13 protein-coding genes and 1 pseudogene are annotated in these 20190 nt (G+C 70.4%); 4 read left to right on the forward strand and 10 right to left on the reverse strand.

All coding sequences use genetic code 11. The features are described from left to right. Positions 1 to 388 precede the first annotated feature (388 nt). On the forward strand, positions 389 to 2845 hold the full coding sequence (locus ACFYQA_RS20335) for a DNA topoisomerase (ATP-hydrolyzing) subunit A (RefSeq protein WP_388919474.1): 2457 nt from the start codon (positions 389 to 391) through the stop codon (positions 2843 to 2845). Here the strand turns inward: ACFYQA_RS20335 and ACFYQA_RS20340 are convergent. Further along, the gene (locus ACFYQA_RS20340; protein WP_388919476.1) at positions 2740 to 3921 is read right to left on the reverse strand and encodes a CobW family GTP-binding protein; all 1182 of its coding nucleotides are present in this window, start codon (positions 3919 to 3921) and stop codon (positions 2740 to 2742) included. The genes ACFYQA_RS20335 and ACFYQA_RS20340 overlap by 106 nt on opposite strands. Positions 3922 to 4242: 321 nt before the next feature. Here ACFYQA_RS20340 and ACFYQA_RS20345 point away from each other — a divergent pair. Further along, positions 4243 to 4664 (forward strand): annotated as a pseudogene (locus ACFYQA_RS20345) (DUF6082 family protein); the annotation flags it as partial. Positions 4665 to 4781: 117 nt separating this feature from the next. Continuing rightward, positions 4782 to 5720 carry a sucrase ferredoxin gene (locus ACFYQA_RS20350; protein ID WP_388919543.1) on the forward strand — a complete coding sequence of 313 codons (939 nt, stop codon included), beginning with the start codon at positions 4782 to 4784 and terminating at the stop codon, positions 5718 to 5720. 238 nt (positions 5721 to 5958) lie between these two features. On the opposite strand, the gene ACFYQA_RS20355 is transcribed toward ACFYQA_RS20350, so the two are convergent. The 3 genes from ACFYQA_RS20355 to ACFYQA_RS20365 form a co-directional block, all read right to left on the reverse strand. Further along, positions 5959 to 7551: a cation acetate symporter gene (locus ACFYQA_RS20355; RefSeq protein ID WP_388919479.1), complete on the reverse strand. Its 1593-nt coding sequence runs from the start codon at positions 7549 to 7551 to the stop codon at positions 5959 to 5961. Next, positions 7548 to 8168 (reverse strand): DUF485 domain-containing protein, encoded by a 621-nt coding sequence (locus ACFYQA_RS20360; RefSeq protein WP_388919482.1) that lies wholly within the window; start codon positions 8166 to 8168, stop codon positions 7548 to 7550. The genes ACFYQA_RS20355 and ACFYQA_RS20360 overlap by 4 nt, the downstream gene beginning before the upstream one ends. Positions 8169 to 8269: 101 nt before the next feature. Then, positions 8270 to 10393, reverse strand: coding sequence for a type IIA DNA topoisomerase subunit B (locus ACFYQA_RS20365; protein ID WP_388919485.1), 2124 nt, complete (start codon positions 10391 to 10393; stop codon positions 8270 to 8272). 444 nt (positions 10394 to 10837) lie between these two features. On the opposite strand from ACFYQA_RS20365, the gene ACFYQA_RS20370 reads away from it, so the two are divergent. After that, positions 10838 to 11068, forward strand: coding sequence for a hypothetical protein (locus ACFYQA_RS20370; protein ID WP_055571934.1), 231 nt, complete (start codon positions 10838 to 10840; stop codon positions 11066 to 11068). A 192-nt stretch (positions 11069 to 11260) separates the two neighbouring features. On the opposite strand, the gene ACFYQA_RS20375 is transcribed toward ACFYQA_RS20370, so the two are convergent. The 6 genes from ACFYQA_RS20375 to ACFYQA_RS20400 form a co-directional block, all read right to left on the reverse strand. Then, the gene (locus ACFYQA_RS20375; RefSeq protein WP_388919488.1) at positions 11261 to 12124 is read right to left on the reverse strand and encodes a S1 family peptidase; all 864 of its coding nucleotides are present in this window, start codon (positions 12122 to 12124) and stop codon (positions 11261 to 11263) included. A gap of 145 nt (positions 12125 to 12269) precedes the next feature. After that, positions 12270 to 13781 carry an RNA polymerase sigma factor gene (locus ACFYQA_RS20380; protein WP_386396095.1) on the reverse strand — a complete coding sequence of 504 codons (1512 nt, stop codon included), beginning with the start codon at positions 13779 to 13781 and terminating at the stop codon, positions 12270 to 12272. A 429-nt stretch (positions 13782 to 14210) separates the two neighbouring features. Next, complete coding sequence (locus ACFYQA_RS20385) at positions 14211 to 15089, reverse strand: FadR/GntR family transcriptional regulator (RefSeq protein ID WP_388919492.1); 879 nt, start codon at positions 15087 to 15089, stop codon at positions 14211 to 14213. A 163-nt stretch (positions 15090 to 15252) separates the two neighbouring features. Then, entirely contained in the window at positions 15253 to 17199 is a 1947-nt protein-coding gene (locus ACFYQA_RS20390) for an ATP-binding cassette domain-containing protein (RefSeq protein WP_388919495.1), read from the reverse strand. Between the two features lie 171 nt (positions 17200 to 17370). Further along, positions 17371 to 18129, reverse strand: a complete 759-nt coding sequence (locus ACFYQA_RS20395) for an NUDIX domain-containing protein (protein ID WP_388919498.1) — start codon at positions 18127 to 18129, stop codon at positions 17371 to 17373. A gap of 321 nt (positions 18130 to 18450) precedes the next feature. Beyond that, positions 18451 to 20151 carry a DUF4192 domain-containing protein gene (locus ACFYQA_RS20400; RefSeq protein ID WP_388919501.1) on the reverse strand — a complete coding sequence of 567 codons (1701 nt, stop codon included), beginning with the start codon at positions 20149 to 20151 and terminating at the stop codon, positions 18451 to 18453. Positions 20152 to 20190: the final 39 nt, after the last annotated feature.

The raw sequence follows: 20190 nt of genomic DNA on the forward strand, positions 1-20190 counted from the left end.
GTCGCATCCGCCGTTTGTGCCGGTCCTGCCACTGTATGCAAGCGTGCGGAGGACCGGCGAAGTTCCCGGAGGGGACCGGGTACGCCGAGAGCGAGAACCGCGGGTACGAGTGGGGCCGCGCGGTACGCATGGGGTTCGTGGGGCGTACGGGACCTCGGTACGTACGGGGTCACGGGACACACCGGGTGCGCACCCGGTGCTGACACGCGCCGACCTCCCGGGGCGCCCCGCTCGCGGCGCCGGCGGAAGGTGCGCGTACTCTGCCGGCACCCCGCTCCGGCTCCCGACGGAGGGCAGCGGCGGGGGTCATGGTCCCGGTTGTCGGTGCGGCGGTCCACAATGGTCCGCGTCAGATACCGTCCCACGCTTCAGCAAGGAGCCGGCAGCGATGGCCCGCCGCAGCACGAAGACCCCGCCGCCCGACGACTCGTACGAGGAGCGGATCCTCGACATCGACGTCGTCGACGAGATGCAGGGCTCCTTCCTCGAGTACGCGTACTCGGTCATCTACTCCCGCGCCCTGCCGGACGCGCGTGACGGCATGAAGCCGGTGCACCGCCGCATCGTCTACCAGATGAACGAGATGGGCCTGCGCCCCGACCGCGGCTATGTGAAGTGCGCGCGTGTGGTCGGCGAGGTCATGGGCAAGCTGCACCCTCATGGCGACACGTCGATCTACGACGCCCTGGTGCGCATGGCGCAGCCCTTCTCGATGCGGGTCCCCCTGGTCGACGGCCACGGCAACTTCGGCTCCCTGGGCAACGACGACCCACCGGCGGCCATGCGGTACACCGAGAGCCGGATGACCGAGGCCACGAGCCTGATGACCGAGTCCATCGACGAGGACACGGTCGACTTCGCACCCAACTACGACGGCCAGGAGCAGGAACCGACGACCCTGCCCGCCGCGTTCCCGAACCTCCTGGTGAACGGCGCGTCGGGCATCGCGGTCGGTATGGCCACCAACATGCCGCCGCACAACCTCCGCGAGGTGATCGCGGCCGCCCGCCACCTGATCCGGTACCCGAACGCGGACCTCGACGCCCTGATGCACCATGTGCCGGGCCCCGACCTGCCCACCGGCGGCAGGATCGTCGGCCTCCCGGGCATCCGGGACGCGTACGAGAAGGGCCGCGGAACCTTCAAGATCCGCGCGACGGTCGCCGTGGAGGAGGTGACCGCCCGCCGCAAGGGCCTGATCATCACCGAGCTGCCGTTCTCGGTGGGCCCGGAGAAGGTGATCGCCAAGATCAAAGACCTGGTCGGTTCGAAGAAGCTCCTGGGCATCGCCGACGTCAAAGACCTCACCGACCGCGCCCACGGTCTGCGTCTGGTCGTCGAGATCAAGAACGGCTTCGTGCCGGAGGCGGTCCTGGAGCAGCTGTACAAGCTGACGCCCATGGAGGAGTCCTTCGGTATCAACAACGTGGCCCTGGTGGACGGCCAGCCGCTCACCCTGGGCCTCAAGGAGCTGCTGGAGGTCTATCTCGACCACCGCTTCAATGTGGTCCGCCGCCGCTCGGAGTTCCGCCGCAGCAAGCGGCGCGACCGTCTGCACTTGGTCGAGGGCCTGCTCACGGCGCTGCTGGACATCGACGAGGTCATCCGTCTGATCCGCTCCAGTGACAACTCCGCGCAGGCGAAGCAGCGTCTGATGGAGCAGTTCTCGCTGAGCGAGATCCAGACCCAGTACATCCTGGACACCCCCCTGCGCCGCCTCACCAGGTTCGACCGCATCGAACTGGAGGCGGAGCAGGAGCGGCTGAACACGGAGATCGAGGAGCTGACCCGCATCCTGGATTCGGACGCGGAGCTGCGCAAGCTGGTCTCGTCCGAACTGGCCGCGGTGGCCAAGAAGTTCGGTAACGACCGCCGTACGGTCCTGCTGGACGGGTCCGCCACGCCGGTCGCCGCCGTGCCGCTTCAGGTGGCGGACGACCCGTGCCGGGTGCTGCTGTCCGACACGGGCCTGCTCGCCCGTACGGCGAACGCGAAGCCGTTCCCCAAGGGCGCGCACGCCAAGCGGGTCAAGCACGACATGATCGTCTCGGCGGTGCCGGCCACCGCCCGGGGCGAGGTGGGCGTGGTCACCTCGACGGGGCGTCTGCTGCGGGTGAACGTCGTCGACCTCCCGCAGCTGCCGGAGTCGATGCCGACCCCGAACCTCTCGGGCGGAGCGCCGATTTCGGAGCTCGTCTCCCTGGAGGACGGCGAGCGGGTGATCTGCCTGACGACGTTCGACGAGTCGTCGCCGGGCCTCGCGCTCGGCACGGAGCATGGCGTCGTCAAGCGGGTGGTGCCCGACTACCCCTCCAACAAGGAGGAGCTGGAGGTCATCACCCTCAGGGACGGCGACCGGATCGTCGGCGCCGTCGAGCTGCGCACGGGTGAGGAGGACCTGGTCTTCATCACCGACGACGCGCAACTGCTGCGCTATCAGGCCGCACAGGTCCGTCCGCAGGGGCGTCCCGCCGGCGGCGTGGCGGGTGTCAAGCTCGCCGAGGGCGCAAAGGTCATCACCTTCACGGCGATCGATCCGGGGGCGGACGCGGTGGTGTTCACCGTCGCCGGCTCGCGCGGCACGCTGGACGAATCCGTCCAGACGACGGCCAAGCTGACCCCGTTCGACCAGTTCCCGCGCAAGGGCCGGGCCACCGGCGGGGTGCGCTGTCAGCGGTTCCTCAAGGGCGAGGACTGCCTGTCCCTGGCCTGGGCCGGCCCCACCCCGGCCCGCGCCTCTCAGAAGAACGGGACGCCGGTCGACCTGCCGGAGCCCGACCCGCGCCGCGACGGCTCGGGAGTGCCCCTGCCGAAGACGGTGGCGGTGGTGGCGGGGCCGGTCTGACCCTGCGCACCTCCCTGACGCTGCGGCTCCTCGGGCTCCGGTACGTACCGCAGCACGCCCCACATGCCCTGCTCGTCGGTGTGTGGGGCGTCGGGGGCGTCGCTGCCGCAGGCCTCCTCCAGCTCCTCGCGGAGGGCGGCGCTGTCGATGCCGGTCCCGATGAGCACCAGCTGCGTGAGCCGCTCCGCACCGGCCGGCCAGGGCTCCGGGTAGAACCGCAGGAACCGCCCGACGGCATGCACGGCGTACCGGTTCCCGGTGTCGTAAGGGCCGAAGTCGACGTATCCCTTGATCCGGTAGAGCCCTTCCGGGCGGCTGTCGAGGAAACGGATCAGCCGTCGCGGATCGAGCGGCACGGCGGAGGCGAAGGACAGGCTGTCGTACCGGGCGTGCAGATGGCCGGCGTGCTCGTCGGCGCCGGGGCCGTGCCGGTGCAGGTCGTCGAAGGAGAGCTGCCCGACGCGCTCCTCGGCCGGCCTGCAGTCGAAGAGGAGCTCCGGATCGACACGGCCGTGCGTGGCGGGAACGACGGCGGCGCGCTCGACGAGCGACCGCACGACATCGAGCAGGCCGTCCGCGTCCGCCGCCCGGTCGAGCTTGTTCACCACGACCAGATCGGCGAGGCCGAGGTGCCGGTCGATCCCGGGATGCCTGGCCCGGGTCTCCTCGAACTCGGCGGCGTCCACAACCTCGACGAGCCCGCCGTACACGATCCCGGGGTGCTCACTGGCGAGCACCATCCGCACGAGTTCCTGGGGCTCGGCGAGACCACTGGCCTCGATGACGATGACGTCGATCCCGGCGGACGGCCGCGCAAGCCGCTCGAGATATACGTCGAGTTCGCTGCCGTCGACGGCACAGCACAGGCATCCGTTGCCGAGCGAGACGGTCGAGTCGCCAAGCGCTCCGGCCACGGCCATGGCGTCGATCTCGATGGCACCGAAGTCGTTGACGACGGCCCCGATACGGCTGCCGCCGCTGTGATGGAGAAGGTGGTTGAGCAGGGTGGTCTTCCCGGCTCCGAGAAATCCGGCCAGGACGACGACCGGAATCTGCCGACCGCTGCTCCACTCCACCGCGCGACCCCTCTCACACCTACGCGTACCCCGGCTCGCGCCTCGGCGTACGCCCGGGAATCGACTGACTCCCCAGGATACGAGCAGTGAGAACTGTGGCGAAGTGAACGATTGTCAGCAGCATTCGCAGGGCAGACGTTGGACAAGGCGCCGGATTGTGCGACCCTCGCTTCCCTCCGTGCGCCTCCTCTCCGCCTTCCCACCGATCAGAGCCGCTCGGCACCCTGGGAGGCGGCAAGCGCCGCCCACCGCTCGCCGGTTTTTTGCCGTCGACCCGCGCCCCGACGACCGGCGGACGGCCGCCGATCTGGGGCAATGAGCATGATCACAAGAAAATTTCGCAAGCGCGGGCTTGATGTCACCGCGGTGGCGGCACTGGGGACGGCTGCGGGCATCCTCGCCACCGCGGCGGCCCAACGCCACACGCTGGAGTCGCTGCGCACCCGCCTGGAACGCCTGGAAGAGCAGTCGCACGCCCAACGGCACGCGAATCTGGCGAGCCAGCAGCGCCAGCACTGGGAACTGCTGAGCAAAGCGATGGATGACCCCGAACTCACTGAAGTCCTGGACGTATTCGAGATTCCGGTCACCGCGCAGAAGCGTCGCCAGTACCTCTTCGCCAACGCCCTGTACACGAACCTGCTCTGCTACTACCCATCGGCAACCTCAACCGGGACGAGTTCTTCAAACACGCCCGGGGCATGTTTCAGAACCCGATCGTCAGAGAGTGCTGGTACGCGACTCGGCATCAGCGCGCGAGCCTGACCGGAACCGAGGAGGCAGAACTCGGCCGGCTGATCGACTTGCACCAAGGTGGCGCCGCTCGGCACTCAGGAGCAACTCAGGTTAGGCTCACCTCTGTGAGTACGTGCTCAACCGCCTCCCGCGAGCTCGACGAGCCCGTCGCGGGAACAGCGGCCACCGCGAGGACCTGGCTCCTGTTGGAACAGCCCGGTCCGTGGGGCCCCAAGGCGCTCACGTCGAGCCACCTCGACCCGGCGTTGGGCCGCGCCCTGGAGGCCACCGCGTCGGGCACCGGCGTGCGTATCGCCCTGATCAGGCGCCCCGGACGCCACGCGGACCACCGGACGTCCGCCGCCCGCCAGGTGTACGTGGCCCACACCGTGCCCGGCAGTACGTGGCTGCACGCCGCCACCACCACGGACCCGGAGCATCTGCTCGGCCTCGACTTCGCGGCCCTCGGCAGGGGACACAGCGGCACCTTCGCCACCGCGCTCGGCGGGCGGCCGCACGAGGGCGACCCGCTCGCCCTCGTCTGCACCAACGGCAAGCGCGACCGTTGCTGCGCACTCCTCGGCCGGCCCCTGGCGGCCGAGCTCGCCGCCTCCGGCGTCGAAAGCGTCTGGGAGGTCACCCACCTGGGCGGACACCGCTTCTCGCCCACGGTGCTCGTGCTGCCCCACGGCTACGCGTACGGGAGGGCCGAGGCGCACACCGTCAAGGAGGCGCTGCACGACGCGCAGGAGGGCCGGATCGTCGTGGAGGGGTGCCGTGGGAGCTCCGCCTGGGAGCGCCCCGGCCAAGCGGCCGAGCTGGCCGTGCGTACCGCGGTGGGCGAGTACGCCGCCGAGACGCTGACCGTCGTACGGACGGACGGCACGGCCCCGCACTGGGAGGTGCTCGTCGCGCACACCGACGGGCGCCGCTGGCGCGTGGAGGTGGCCCAGGGGTCGTCCCTGCCGCCCCGCGCGGAAAGCTGCGGGTCGGTACTGGGCTCGCCCGCGCGGATGGACGTGGTGGCGATCCGCGAGGTGAGCATGGCGGCGCTCGCGAGCTGACCGGCCGCGCGCGCTCCCTCGCGGACACCGACTCCTCCTCGCGTGTGCGAGGCGGCACACAGCACGGCCGAGGCACTCGGCCTGCTGGAGACGCCGCACCGGCTGGATCCGGCGCTCCTGGACCATCGTCCGCCCGGCCGGCCGGAACTCGCGGTCGTCCACGAGATCGCCGAGCACACGGAGGTGAGCCGCCGGACCGCCCAGCGCGGTCCGAGGCTTCTGGAACGCACGGCCCGCGTCACACGGCCCCCGCGCCAGTCAGCGACCGCACCTCCGCCTCCGCGTGCTTGGCCTCGTCGGGAATCTCGGCCGAGGTGACCGTACCGAGCCAGCCGGCGAGGAAGCCGAGCGGGATGGAGACCAGGCCAGGGTTCTGGAGCGGGAAGAAATGGAAATCGACGCCGGGGAACAGGGATTCCGGGCTGCCGGAGACCACCGGGGACAGCAGGACCAGCACCATGGCCGGGATCAGCCCGCCGTAGACGGCCCACACGGCACCCCTGGTGGTGAATCCGCGCCAGAACAGGGAGTAGAGCAGCACGGGCAGGTTGGCGGAGGCAGCCACGGCGAAGGCCAGCCCGACGAGGAAGGCGACATTGAGATCACGGGCCAGCAGGCCGAGCGCGATCGCCAGCACACCGATGCCGATCGCGGCCACCCGGGCCACGGCCACCTCGCTGCGCGGCTTTCCGCCGCGGCGCCGCAGGGAGGCGTACAGGTCGTGGGCGACGGACGCCGAAGAGGCGAGCGTGATCCCGGCGACGACGGCGAGGATCGTGGCGAAGGCGACCGCGGCGACGATCGCGAACAGCACCGTTCCGCCGGTGGAGCCGGCGCCGCCGCCGAGGTCGAGCGCCAGCAGCGGAACCGCCGTGTTCCCGGCCGCGTTGGATCCGCGCACGGCATCCGGTCCGACGACGGCGGCGGCACCGAACCCGAGCACGATCGTCATCAGGTAGAACCCTCCGATGAGCCCGATCGACCAGACGACCGAGCGCCGGGCCGCCCGCGCGGTCGGGACGGTGTAGAAGCGGGACAGGATGTGCGGCAGCCCGGCCGTGCCCAGCACCAGCGCGAGTCCCAGACTCATGAAGTCGAACCGGGATGTCCAGTCCCCGCCGTAGGCGAGTCCGGGGGCCAGGAACGCCTTCCCGTGACCGCTGCGTTCGGCCGCCGTGAGCAGCAGCCGGTTGAAGTCGCCGTGGAACCGCAGCAGGACGAGGACGGTCAGCGCGATGGTGCCGCCGAGCAGCAGGACCGCCTTGACGATCTGGATCCAGGTGGTGGCCCGCATCCCTCCCATCGACACGTAGATCACCATGAGCGCCCCGACACCGACGACTGTCCAGGCCTGCGCCGCCTCGCTCCGGCCGCCGAGCAGCAGCGCGACCAGGCTGCCCGCACCCACCATCTGCGCCACCAGGTACAGCACGGACACGGTGACCGACGACGTTCCCGCGGCGATGCGGACGGGCCGTTCCCGCATCCGGGCCGCCACCACGTCGGCGAGGGTGAACCGGCCGCAGTTGCGCACCAGTTCCGCGACCAGGAACAGCACCACGAGCCAGGCCACCAGGAAGCCCACCGAGTACAGCATCCCGTCGTAGCCGAAGAGGGCGATCAGTCCGGAGATGCCGAGGAAGGAGGCGGCGGACATGTAGTCGCCCGCGATGGCAAAACCATTCTCCATCGGTGAGAAGAGCCGACCGCCGGCGTAGAACTCCTCCGCCGATCCCTGCCGTCGGCGGCTCACCCAGGTGGTGATTCCCAGGGTGACCGCGACGAACGCGCTGAACAGCAGGAGTGCCAGCGCCTGGTGATCGCCCGTCATGAGGCGCCGTCCCGACCGCGCGCCAACTCCTGTGTGTCCCAGCGCAGTTCCAGTGCCGCCCGGTCCCTGCGCAGCCGCGCGTGCCGTGCGTAGGCCCAGGTGAGCAGGAACGTGGTCAGGAACTGGCCGAGCCCGGCGAGCATCCCCACGTTCACGGCGCCGGCCACCGGCCGCGCCATCAGATCCGGCGCGGTGGTGGCGGTCACGACATACGCCACATACCAGGCGCAGAAGACGATGACCGCCGGGACCACGAACCTCCGGTAGCGGCTGCGCACTTCCTGGAACGCGGCGCTGCGCTGGACCTGGAGGTACACGTCTGCCACGGCCACGGCGCCCTCGCTGCCGCGCGCGGCCGGTACGACCGCCGCCTGCACCGGCGACGTCCGAACCGCGGTGGTCGCTCCGATGCCCTCACCCCAGCCCGAGGCGAGGGCGTCGTACCAGGGGTCGTCGTAGCTCAGGACGCCGGACGGCCCGCCGGGCGGCGGGACATGACCGCCGTCGAGCAGTCCGGGCGAGCGTCCCCCGGGAGGTACGGAGCGTCTTTCGGCATGTCCGGCGGGACCCTCAGGACCGCCTCCGCCCGGGTGGGGGCGGTCATCGCTTTGCTGCATGCCCAAGGATGGGCAGAACGGGAGGACCCCCGGCTCCTCTTCCCGTTCTGCTTCACCCCATCAGGTGACCGCGGGACCCCTACGCGTCGCTCGCACGGCGATCACGCGTCGATGCGCGACCGGTCCAGTGTCGCCGCCGAGCTGGAGATGAACTCCTTGCGCGGAGCGACGTCGTTGCCCATGAGCAGATCGAAAACCTGCTCGGCGGCCTCCAGGTCGGTGAGGTTGATCCTGCGCAGGGTGCGGTGGCGCGGGTCCATGGTCGTCTCGGCCAGCTGGTCGGCGTCCATCTCGCCGAGCCCCTTGTAGCGCTGGATCGAGTCCTTGTAGCGGATGTTCTTGCTCTGGAACTCCATCAGCCTGTCGCGCAGCTCACGGTCCGAGTACGTGTACACGTACTTGTCCTGACCCTTCTTGGGCTGGACGAGCTCGATACGGTGCAGCGGCGGCACCGCGGCGAACACCCGGCCGGACTCGACCATGGGCCGCATGTAGCGGTGGAACAGCGTCAGGAGCAGGGTGCGGATGTGGGAGCCGTCCACATCGGCGTCGGTCATCATGATGATCTTGCCGTAGCGAGCCGCGTCGATATCGAACGTCCGTCCGGATCCGGCCCCTATGACCTGGATGATCGCCCCGCACTCCGCGTTCTTCAGCATGTCCGTCACGGACGACTTCTGAACGTTGAGGATCTTGCCCCGGATCGGCAGCAGCGCCTGGAACTCGGAGTTGCGCGCGAGCTTCGCCGTGCCGAGGGCGGAATCTCCCTCGACGATGAACAGCTCGCTGCGCTCGACGTCGTCACTGCGGCAGTCGGCCAGCTTGGCGGGCAGCGAGGAGGACTCCAGGGCCGTCTTGCGGCGCTGGGCGTCCTTGTGCTGGCGGGCGGCGATGCGGGTCCGGGCCGCGGCGACCGCCTTCTCCAGGACGACACGGGCCTGCTGGGCGGCGTCGCGCTTGGTGGAGGTCAGGAAGGCCTTGAGCTCCCGGGAGATCACGGTGTTCACGATGCGGCGGGCCGCCGAGGTACCGAGAACCTCCTTGGTCTGGCCCTCGAACTGCGGCTCGGCCAGACGGACGGTGACGACCACCGTGAGGCCCTCCAGGGCGTCGTCCTTGACGACGTCGTCCTCGGCCACGCGCAGCATCTTCTTCGTGCGCAGCACCTCGTTCACCGTCTTGGCGACGGCCTGCTCGAAGCCGGCGACATGGGTGCCCCCCTTGGGGGTGGCGATGATGTTGACGAACGACCGGAGCGTCGTGTCGTAGCCGGTCCCCCAGCGCATCGCGACGTCGACGCCGAGCTCGCGGGTCACCTCGGTGGGGGTCATCTGGCCGTACTCGTCCAGGACCGGGACCGTCTCTTTGAAGGTGCCCTGCCCCGTGAAGCGGAGGGTGTCGCAGACGGCCCTGTCGGTGGCCAGGAACTCGCAGAACTCGCTGATGCCGCCGTCGAAGCGGAATGACTCCTCGCCCTTGCTGCCACCGTCGCCGAGCCCGAGCTCGTCACGGACGACGATGGTCAGGCCGGGCACCAGGAAAGCGGTCTGGCGGGCACGCTGGTGCAGGGACTCCAGGGCCAGCTTGGCGTCCTTGAGGAAGATCTGGCGGTCGGCCCAGTAGCGCACACGCGTGCCGCTGCGGGTCTTCGGGATCTTCTTGGCCCTGCGCAGCCCGCTCCCGGCCTCGAACTTCGCGTCCGGTCCCAGGGCGGCGAAGGCGCCGGGGACACCGCGGCGGAAGCTGATCGCGTGGGTGTGCCCACCGCGGTCCACCTCGACGTCCAGCCGCGCGGAGAGCGCGTTGACGACGGACGCGCCGACGCCGTGCAGTCCGCCGGAGGCGGCGTACGAACCGCCGCCGAACTTGCCGCCGGCGTGCAGCTTGGTCATGACGACCTCGACGCCGGAGAGGCCGGTCTTGGGCTCCACGTCGACCGGGATGCCGCGGCCGTTGTCCCGGACCTCCACCGAACCGTCGTCGTGGAGGATCACATCGATGTGGTCGCAGTGGCCCCCGAGGGCCTCGTCCACCGAGTTGTCGATGATCTCCCAGAGGCAGTGCAACAGGCCGCGGCTGTCGGTTGACCCGATGTACATTCCGGGGCGCTTCCGCACGGCCTCGAGCCCCTCGAGGACGAGCAGGTGCCGCGCGGTGTAGTTGGAACCGTCCCGGTCTGCTCCTGCCAGCAGCGCTGTGGACGGCACGGACGTCTCGGCGGTCACGCGGTTCGCTCCTCGCTGAATTTCAGATGGGGCCCTCATGGGTAAGGGCGCGTCGCTTGTCACCGGTGAGAGGGTACCGAGGCCTGGTAGAGCCGTTGTCACGCCACCCTCGTCTGAAACCTAGACTAGTCGAGAGTCGTATACCTGTTCGATCCCTCGATGGAGTGAAGCACACATCACGTTCCCTTCCAGGCATGAACCATTTAGGCTCCGGGCACGTCCTCAAGAACAACCGGCAAACCAGCCGGGAGGGCCGACCACCACCGATCCGACGCGAATCCGTACGACGACACAGCCACGCGATACGGCACATTCGCCGCCAACCGGCAGCATCCGACCACCTCGGAAAGATTTTTTCGAGAAGCAGCCACGAGCGGGAACGTTTTGGGGCTGGTTGGATGTTGACCCTGGTACGACAGCTCGTCGAGCTAGAGAAGAGGCGACGTGACTACTGTTCTGACCCCCGCGAGCCCACTGACGGCCGCCGATCGCTGCGACCGCTGCGGCGCCCAGGCATACCTGCGCGTCGTCCTGCTGAGCGGCGGAGAACTGCTCTTCTGCGCCCACCACGGCCGCAAGTTCGAGCCGGAACTCAAGAAGATCGCCGCCGAGATACAGGACGAGAGCGAGCGGCTGACCTCCCCGTCGGCCCCCGCCGTCGAGGAAGAGCGCTGATTACGCAGACGCGCTGACATCTCGCGTACGACGACGAGCCAGACCGGCACAGGCCGGCGGGAGGGGCGGCTGCCTCCGGTGCGGAGACAGCCGTCTTTTTCTCGTGCGCTCTCGCTCCTGACTGAGCCTTTCGGCCCCCGGAGCTGCCCACGAGGGGACCCGGGAGACCTGCTCCGGGCTCGCTGGGCGCACTCAGGCGCCGTCGGGCACCTCTCCGGCCTGTCGGGCCGAAGTCCCGCCGAGCGTCCGCATGACATCGGACACACGCGTGTAGACCCCGGGACTGTCCGCCCAGCCGCATCCGCTGCCCCAGGAGACCAGGCCGATCAGCCGCCCCTCGGCCACCAGCGGTCCGCCGCTGTCCCCCTGGCAGGCGTCCGGCCCGCCGGCCTGCTCACCGGCGCACAGCATGGTCCCGGCGCGGTACGTACCCTCACTGCCACCCGGATAGGCGTCCTCGCACAGGGTGTCGCGCAGCACACGCACCCGCGCCGCGTGCAGGCTGCCGGCATAGGTCCCCGAACCCGTGGTGTCTCCCCAGCCGTAGACGGTCGCGGGGGTATCGGTCCGGTACCCGGGATCGCCCGCGCCGGCCATGTCGATCACCGAGCCGGAGGGCAGGGGCGCGGCCAGGGTGAGCACGGCGAAGTCGCCGGAGTTGCTGAGCGGGTCGTAGCCCGGATTCACCCAGGTCTCGTGTACCTCTATCTCCTCGCCCTGATCCGACAGCAGATCCGTGCGGCCCGAGATCACTCTGAGGTCGGGCACCCGCTCCGGCGGCGCTCCCAGGACCTCCTCGTTCATGCAGTGGGCGGCGGTGAGCACCGTGGTCCGGCCGACGGCCACACCCCCGCAGAACTGTCCCGCCCGGGTACCCCCGAACCGGTCACGGCTGGACAGCGCCACGGTCCACGGACCCTGGGCCACATCGACCGGGAACCCGCCGACGACGATGCGGTCCGCGACCGCCGGAGCCGCCGCTGCCAGCGGTATCGCGGTCGCGGCGGCGGCGAGGACCAGTGGCCGGGCCAGGACCCGGGCTAGGCGACGACGCATGCGCTCTCCTCACACTGGGGCGTTGATGAGACACCCAGAGTGATCCACCCCGTCGTGCCCCGCACCCGCGGAGCGGCATCGAGACCCGGCCCCGCGAAGGGACCGGGCCTCGGTTCGGCCTTGTGGGACCGCCGTGATCGCTGTCCTAGTCGAGGTAGTCGCGCAGGACCTGCGAGCGCGACGGGTGACGCAGCTTCGACATGGTCTTGGACTCGATCTGGCGGATGCGCTCACGCGTGACGCCGTACACCTTGCCGATCTCGTCGAGGGTCTTCGGCTGACCGTCGGTGAGACCGAAGCGCATGGAGACGACGCCCGCCTCGCGCTCGGACAGGGTGTCCAGGACGGAGTGCAGCTGCTCCTGCAGAAGCGTGAAGCTGACCGCGTCGGCCGGAACGACGGCCTCGGAGTCCTCGATGAGGTCACCGAACTCGCTGTCGCCGTCCTCGCCCAGCGGGGTGTGCAGGGAGATCGGCTCGCGACCGTACTTCTGGACCTCGATGACCTTCTCCGGGGTCATGTCGAGTTCCTTGGCCAGCTCCTCCGGGGTGGGCTCGCGGCCCAGGTCCTGGAGCATCTGACGCTGCACACGCGCGAGCTTGTTGATGACCTCGACCATGTGCACCGGGATGCGGATGGTGCGGGCCTGGTCGGCCATCGCGCGGGTGATCGCCTGACGGATCCACCAGGTGGCATAGGTGGAGAACTTGTAGCCCTTGGTGTAGTCGAACTTCTCCACCGCACGGATCAGACCGAGGTTGCCCTCCTGGATGAGGTCCAGGAAGAGCATGCCGCGTCCGGTGTAACGCTTGGCCAGGGAGACCACCAGGCGGAGGTTGGCCTCCAGGAGGTGGTTCTTGGCACGGCGCCCGTCCTCGGCGATGATCTCCAGCTCGCGCTTGAGTTTCGGCGCCAGTTTGTCGGAGTTGGCCAGCTTGTCCTCGGCGAACAGACCGGCTTCGATCCGCTTGGCGAGTTCGACCTCCTGCTCGGCGTTGAGCAGGGGCACCTTGCCGATCTGCTTGAGGTAGTCCTTGACCGGGTCGGCGGTGGCACCGGCGGCCGCGACCTGCTGGGCGGGCGCGTCGTCCTCGTCCTCGTCGGAGAGGACGAAACCAGCGGCCTCCGGCTCGTCCGTCGCCTTGGTCTCCTCGGCGGTCTCTTCGTCGGTCGCCTCGGCGTCGTCCTTCTTGGCCGCGGTCTTCTTGGCGGCCGTCTTCTTCACCGCCGTCTTCTTGGCGGCCGTCTTCTTCGCGGTGGTCTTCTTGGCAGCCGCCTTCTTGACGGGCGCCTCCTCCTCGGCAGCGTCGGGGGCGGCCGGCGTGGCGGTGGCGCTGGTCTTCCGGGTGGTCGTCGCCTTCGCCGCGACCGTCCTGGTCGCGGTGCGCTTGGCGGGACTCTTCGCTGCAACGCTCTTCCGGGTGCGCTTGGGCTCCGCGGCACTGACCATCAGCGTCACACCCTCTTCCTCGAGGATCTGGTTGAGGCTGCGCAGTACGTTCTTCCACTGAGTGGCCGGAATCTGGTCAGCTTCGAAGGCCCGACGCACGTCATCGCCGGCGATCTGCCCCTCAGCCTTTCCCTGCTCGATGAGCGCCATGACAGAGACGGATTCGGCGATCTCCGGCGGGAGCGTACGGGATGTGCTGGCCGACACGAACAACCTCTCGGGACGTTGAGAAAACGGCTTCCGGCCCCGTCCACGACGGACAGGAGCCGACCGCCGGCTTGGGGATGGGCCGACGATGCGGGCGGGGGCCGGGGAGTTGCACAGCGCCGTGAACGGCGTCCGTATTCCCTCCGCGACTGTCACCTCTTAGGTCATCGCGTTCTTTCCAGGAGCGTTACGCCCAATCCGCGTGGCCCGAGTCACATCCCGTAAGTATCCACAATCGATCAGATTGCGACAAAGACGGTCACTCGGGGGTAGCGGCGGCACTATGCCGGACCTTACGGCCCCTTCATCACTGTAGGACCCCGCGGGATCAAAGGTGATCCCGCGGGGTCCTACAGCGGGCGGCTCACCGGCCGGAGGGTGCCACGGGAGGGGATGGCAGGCCGGGCCGTCCGCGGAACGCGGTCAGCGCTAGCGCGGGCCGGGCACCACTCGCTCGACCTCGGGGTGGACCATCAGCAGCTGACGCATGGCCGCCTCGGCCGCCGCGCCGTCGCCGCCGGCGAGCGCGTCGACGATCCGGCCGTGGTGCGCGAGCGACGCTTCGTTCGGCCGCTCACAGCCCGCGAGCGGCCCGCCCGAGACCTGCAGCGCGGCGGACACGATCCCGGAAAGGTGCTCCAGCATGCGGTTGCCGGCGAGCTGGATCAGCAGTGAATGGAACTCCGAGTCGGCGCGGGCGAAGGTCAGCGCGTCACCCTGCCCCATGGCGTGACCCATGATCTCCACCATGTCGACCAGACGCTGCTGGACCTCCTCGCGCCCGTGCCCGGCGGCGAGCCTGGCGGCCAGCGGCTCGATCGTCCAGCGCAGCTCGCCGAGCTCACGGCGCTGGTCGTCGCGCTGCGGCCCGAAGGCCCTCCACTCGATGATGTCCTGGTCGAGCAGATTCCAGTCGCTGACCGGGCGCACGCGCGTGCCGACATTGGGCCGGGCGCTGACCAGGCCCTTGGCTTCCAGTACACGGAGCGACTCGCGGACGACAGTGCGGGAGACCTCGAAGCGCTGGCCGATCTCCTCGGGAACCAGGGGCCGGTCAGCACCCAGATCGCCCGAAACGATCATCTGACCCAGCTGCTGGACGAGTTGGCCGTGCAGCCCGCGGCCGCGGTTGCTCGCGCCGCGGCGGCCCCCACGGCCCAGCTCGGGATCGGCGTCCCAGGCGGGGGGCCCGACACGGCCACCGACGGGCGCGTCGGCATAGGGGTAGCGGTCGAGTTCGCCCGGACCCGCGAGGCCGGAGTCCGTGGAGCGGGCGGTGGTCATCATGGTGTGCGCAAGGGTACTCACGCATCCTTTGTCGGCGCGGCTCCCAACTCCCTTGAGGAGTTTGGTGAAAAGCACACGAAAGGGTGATCGCTCACCCCGTCGCAATTGACGCCTTATCGGAAAGAAGCGGGCTCCCTCCGGGGAGTTGCAGGCATCGACGGACCGATCGAGGCACCGTCGGTCGTCATCGGGCCCTGTTCCGCAAGGATGTGAGCAGATACGCGCAGAGCAGCACCACGAGGGACAACGTCAGCGCACCACCCACCGGTTGGGCGATCATCCGCACTGCCCCCTCCAGATACCGTTCGCCCCCGAAGGGCCAACGGAGCGGGGACACTTCACGCACCCGCAGGGGCGCCCCGGCCATGGTGCGTGCCGACGGCCCCTCCGCCAGCTTGCTCACGAGGGGCCCGACGAGGAGGGGAACGGCGACGACCGTGGCGAGACCGGCGGCGGTCGACCGGAAGACCCCCGCGGCCAGCACTCCCGCCCAGGCGCACCCGATCACGAGTCCGAGCCAACTCGCAGCGAGCGGCGACCAGTCGGCGGGGACCTCGACGAGCTCCCGCCCGTAAACGAGACGGAGCAGCTCCGCATCGCACCCGACCGTCAGGACGGCCAGCACGAGCGCGGCGACCGAGGCAACGAGGAGTTTGGCGGTCAGCAGCCCCAGCCGCCGGGGCACACTGCCCCGGTTCGCCGCCAGGGTGGGGTGGCGGAACTCGTCGCCGAAGGCCAGCGCCCCGAGCAGCCCCGCCCCGATCGCCGCGGGCGGCAGGGGCAATTCCCTGGGCCATGCGGCCAGCAGGCGCGGCTGCGGGGTGTGTCCGATCCGGGCCAGCAGTACGGCGGTGAGCGCGGACACCACGAGCACGGCCACCCCGACGAGAAACCCGGTCCCGACGCCGGTGGCCCTGCGGATCTCGTAGCGCAGCGGGTGGAGGGGGCGGGGGGCGGGGCGAACGGAAAGGGGCGGCGGCAGCCCGGTCGAGGACCCGGACTCCAGAACCCGGGCCTCCTCTCCGGCGCGGGAGCCGGCGGGCGGGCGGGCGGCGGGCGGGCAGGCGGCGGGCGGACGAGCGGCAGGCGGGCAGGCGGCGGGCCAGGAGTCCGGGGGGCCGTCGGGATGTCCGGCGTCGGAAGTGGTGGCGGAGACCGGCGGTGCGACGGAGGGCGGCGCGGTGAAGGACGACGCGGTGGAAGGCATTCCCTCGTCAGAGGCGGCCGGCCCCTCGGCGCGGGACACACCCGCGCCAGGCCCCATGTCCCCGATCTCATCAGCGAGTTGGTGGACGACGATGCCGTGCCGGAAGGCGGTCTCGCCGACGTCCGCGCAGGTACTGCCGTAGACGGAGATACAGTTGCCGCCGTCCTCGGCCACCTCCACGGAACGCCGGGTGGTACGGGCTTCCTTGGTGAGCAGCGCCGAGAGCCGGGTGGCATGCGGTGTGCGGACGGCGACGCGGGGGCGCAGCCGGGTGCGCGAGAAGTCCGCGGCCGGCTGATCGGCGACGAGCCGGCCCTGGTCGAGGGTGACCACCCGGTCCGCGGCGCGTGCCGCTTCCTTGGGATCGGCCGTTGTGCTCAGGACCGTACCGCCCTGGTCCGCGTAGGCCCGGAGCATGTCGTGCAGCCAGCGGTTCTCGCCGGCGGAGAGCCCGCGTGCGGGTTCGTCGAGCACGAGGGTGTGCGGGTCCGCCAGCAGCGCGCAGGCGATCCCGAGGTGTCGGTCCATGCCCCGCGAAAGCGTACCGAGGCGCTTCTCCCGCAGGCTCACGAGCCCGACGGCTTCGAGGACTTCGTCCCCGCGACGCGCCGGAACTCCCGCCGCGGCACACAGCATGCGGACGTGTCCGCGCACAGTGCGTGCGGGGTGGCCCGGCACCTCACCCAGCAGTACGCCGACTTCGCGGGACGGATGGCCGATGCTGTGCAGCGGGCGACCCCTGAAGTAGGTGACGCCACGGCCCGGTTGAAGTTCGAGCATGAGTCTGAGTGCCGTCGTCTTGCCCGCGCCCGGCGCTCCGAGCAGCATCGTGACGCGACCTGCGTGCGCCTCGAAGGAAACATCGTCGACGGCGGGCGGTAGCTCTTTGCGCGGGTTGCTGGTCAGTCCGATGGCCTGGATCACCCAAAGCAAGATAGCGCGCTATGTCGGATTTTTCGGGCACCGTGAGGCCTGCCGACCGCGGGGAATTCAGCCGCACGGGAGCCGTGTCCGCGGCCCGCACCTGCCCGGAGCCGGGTGCCTCTGCCACCGCCTCCGCTTCACCACCCGCTCCTGCCGCTCAGGCCGGCGTGTTCACACCTCGGGGCGCAGCATCGGCGGATTGAGCAGGGTGGCTCCGCCGGCCCGGAAGAGCTGAGCGGGACGGCCACCCTGCCGGGTGGTCGTCCCGCCCGTCGGCACCAGGAAGCCCGGGGTTCCTGTCACCTTGCGGTGGAAGTTGCGCGGGTCCAAGACCACACCCCACACGGCCTCGTAGACACGGCGCAGCTCTCCGACGGTGAACTCGGGCGGGCAGAAGGCCGTGGCCAGTGACGAGTACTCGATCTTGGAGCGGGCGCGCTCCACCCCGTCCGCCAGGATCTGCGCGTGGTCGAAGGCGAGCGGCGCCACCGGCTCGCCGCCCCTGCCGTAGTCCGCCTGTTGCAGCAGTTCCCCGACCTGGGCCCAGCGCGCGTTGCTGGCGTCGCCGCCCGCCCTGGGTGCGGGCAGGTCGGGGGCGAGGGCGAGGTGCGCGACGCTCACGACCCGCATCCGCGGGTCGCGCTCGGGATCGCCGTAGGTGGCGAGTTGTTCCAGGTGCGCGCCACCGGTCTGGGCGGGGGCCGCGGGGTCGTGCACGCGCAGGCCGGTCTCCTCCGCCAGTTCGCGTGCCGCCGCCTGCGCCAGGTCCTCGTCGGCCCGGACGAATCCGCCGGGAAGCGCCCAGCGTCCCTGAAACGGCGGTTCGCCCCTGCGTACCGCCAGCGCGCACAGGGCATGACGGCGCACGGTCAGCACGACCAGGTCCACGGTGACGGCAAAAGGCGGAAAGGCTGACGGGTCGTAGGGCATGCGGCGATCATAGTCGTCTGCCTGACGATAAACACTCCCCTCGCCGACGGCACCGCCGGCCGATCCGCTTCGGTCCGGTACCGCGACCCACTTCGGTCCGTACCGCTCCCGGCACGGGATCCTGGTGGCCTGCGCATCCCGTGCCACGGAACCGTCGCAGTGCTTGTCCTCCCCTGTTCTCTCCCCTTGGTTTCTTGCTCCTTGGTCTCTTGCCCCTTCCGCCTCCTTGCCCTCGGTCGGGGACGGTCGGCTCATTTGCGGGGCGGGCCTCGGAGAGGGCGGCTCCCGGCCGTCGCCACTCCCTTCACCCGGCCTTCCCGATCACTCCTCCCCGGCGCTGCCCCGGCTCCGGAGCTGCGTACGTCCCCGACGCGAGGCAGCTCGACGATGGCGCGCGACACCCGGTCCCTCGACGCCGGGACGTGTGCCACCCACCGCCGTACGGGGATGCGGAATCCGCACGGTCGGGCGACTGCCGTCCGCCCGCCCCCGATGCGGGGGACCACCACCGGTGCCGGCACCGGGGACATGCTCTCGGCGTCGGCTGCGTGAGGACGTCTGCCGCCCCACCGCAGCCCCGGGCCCGAAGACTGTGGGTTCCCCCGCCACACCGGGCTCCGCGTCACCGGGCTCCGCGTCTCCCGGATCTTCACTGTCCGGATCCTCGCCGCCCGCCCCGCCGACCACACCGGTGGCCGGGCCCTCACTGTCCGCCTTCCCCTGGCCATCGCGTTCCGCGCGCAGACAGCGGCGGATCGATTCCGGGTCGAGGCCCTCGTTGCAGGCCTGGTGCAGCAGGCGGGCGAAGAGATAGTCGGGATCGGCACCCAGAGCCATGGCGAGTGCCTCCCTCGCCTCCAGCTCGTCGCCGGTGGACCAGGCGACCCAGCCGGCGAGCGTCAGGGGGGCCGCGGCGTGTTCGCCGTACGATCCGACGCAGCGACGGGCCAGTGCCCGCCACAGGCGGAGTGCGGGACCTGCTTCCTCGCCCTCCATCCACTCCGCCGCCCGGTCCCGGGTCGTGCGGTCCTGCAGGCCGAGGATCAGCGTGGCGGCCTCGTCGTGCCGGAGCAGTTCGTCGTCCCGCAGGTCCGCAGGGAGCATGCCGGACACGGAGGGGGCCCCGGCCAGCCGGTCCATGACGCACGAAGCCAGTTCCCGTGTCTGCCGGGCGACCTCGTTCCGTCCCGCCGCGTCGAGGATCTTGGGGACCAGTGTCCGGTGGGCGGCGTCCAGGGCTGCTTCCTGTTCGAGGGCGAGGGCGTTCTCCCACGGGAGGAACCTCGCCCGCAGTTCGCGCAGCGTGCCCCGGACCTGAAGTCCGGCGTAGGTCGCGGCGGCGGCCAGCACCGAGGTGCCCGGCAGCCCCATCGGCGTGCCGACCGCTGGGCAGCACCCCTCGTCGTCGCAGCAGTACGACCAGAAACGGCCGCCCGAGAGGCACAGCGCCTCCACCACAGGGACGTCGAGAGCGCCGCATTCCAGGCGCAGCGCGTGAGCGAGCGGGTCCAGCCGCTCCTTGACCTGTCGGCCGGGCTCACCCTCCCCCGGTTCCTGGCAGAGGAAGACGATCATCTGCTCGGGTTTGACGCCTCGGCGCTCGCTTCCCGTGACCAGCCCCTGGGCCAGCTGCCGGGCGGCGGCGGGCCAGTCGTCCCGGTTCGCGGGGATGCCGAGCCTGGCCCGGCCGCCGAACCTGCCCCGTCCGTCCTTGTCGTACAGGGCGACCAGGACGATGCTGTCCTCGGGGTGGTAGCCGAGCAGATAGGGCAGGGCGTCGGCGAGTTCGGCGGGGGTGCGCAGCGTGACCTGCTGTTCGCCGCCGTGGCTGCCGTAGGCGGTGCAGTCGATGTCCTTCGCGCGCCCCGCGTGCGTACCCGCGGCCTTGTGCGTCCTGTGCCCCGGGACCTCGGTGCGGCGGGCGTTGTCGTCGCGTCCCGGAAGGCCGGCGCGCTCGTCCCGCTCCCGACCGGCGATGTCACCGTTGTCGGGGAATCCGTTCGTTTCGTTGCTGTTCGTCATGGCAGGACGATTTCGCGGATCAGGAGATTCCGCTCACCC

The organism is Streptomyces sp. NPDC005774 (assembly GCF_042871645.1).
Lineage (GTDB): Bacteria > Actinomycetota > Actinomycetes > Streptomycetales > Streptomycetaceae > Streptomyces > Streptomyces pratens.

What these genes read in the sequence shown, in the direction of transcription:
- ACFYQA_RS20335 (WP_388919474.1), top strand. Translation starts at nt 389, where the DNA reads ATGGCCCGCCGCAGCACGAAGACCCCGCCGCCCGACGACTCGTACGAG.
- ACFYQA_RS20355 (WP_388919479.1), bottom strand. Translation starts at nt 7,551, where the DNA reads ATGACGGGCGATCACCAGGCGCTGGCACTCCTGCTGTTCAGCGCGTTC.
- ACFYQA_RS20360 (WP_388919482.1), bottom strand. Translation starts at nt 8,168, where the DNA reads ATGCAGCAAAGCGATGACCGCCCCCACCCGGGCGGAGGCGGTCCTGAG.
- ACFYQA_RS20375 (WP_388919488.1), bottom strand. Translation starts at nt 12,124, where the DNA reads ATGCGTCGTCGCCTAGCCCGGGTCCTGGCCCGGCCACTGGTCCTCGCC.
- ACFYQA_RS20395 (WP_388919498.1), bottom strand. Translation starts at nt 18,129, where the DNA reads ATGCCCTACGACCCGTCAGCCTTTCCGCCTTTTGCCGTCACCGTGGAC.
- ACFYQA_RS20400 (WP_388919501.1), bottom strand. Translation starts at nt 20,151, where the DNA reads ATGACGAACAGCAACGAAACGAACGGATTCCCCGACAACGGTGACATC.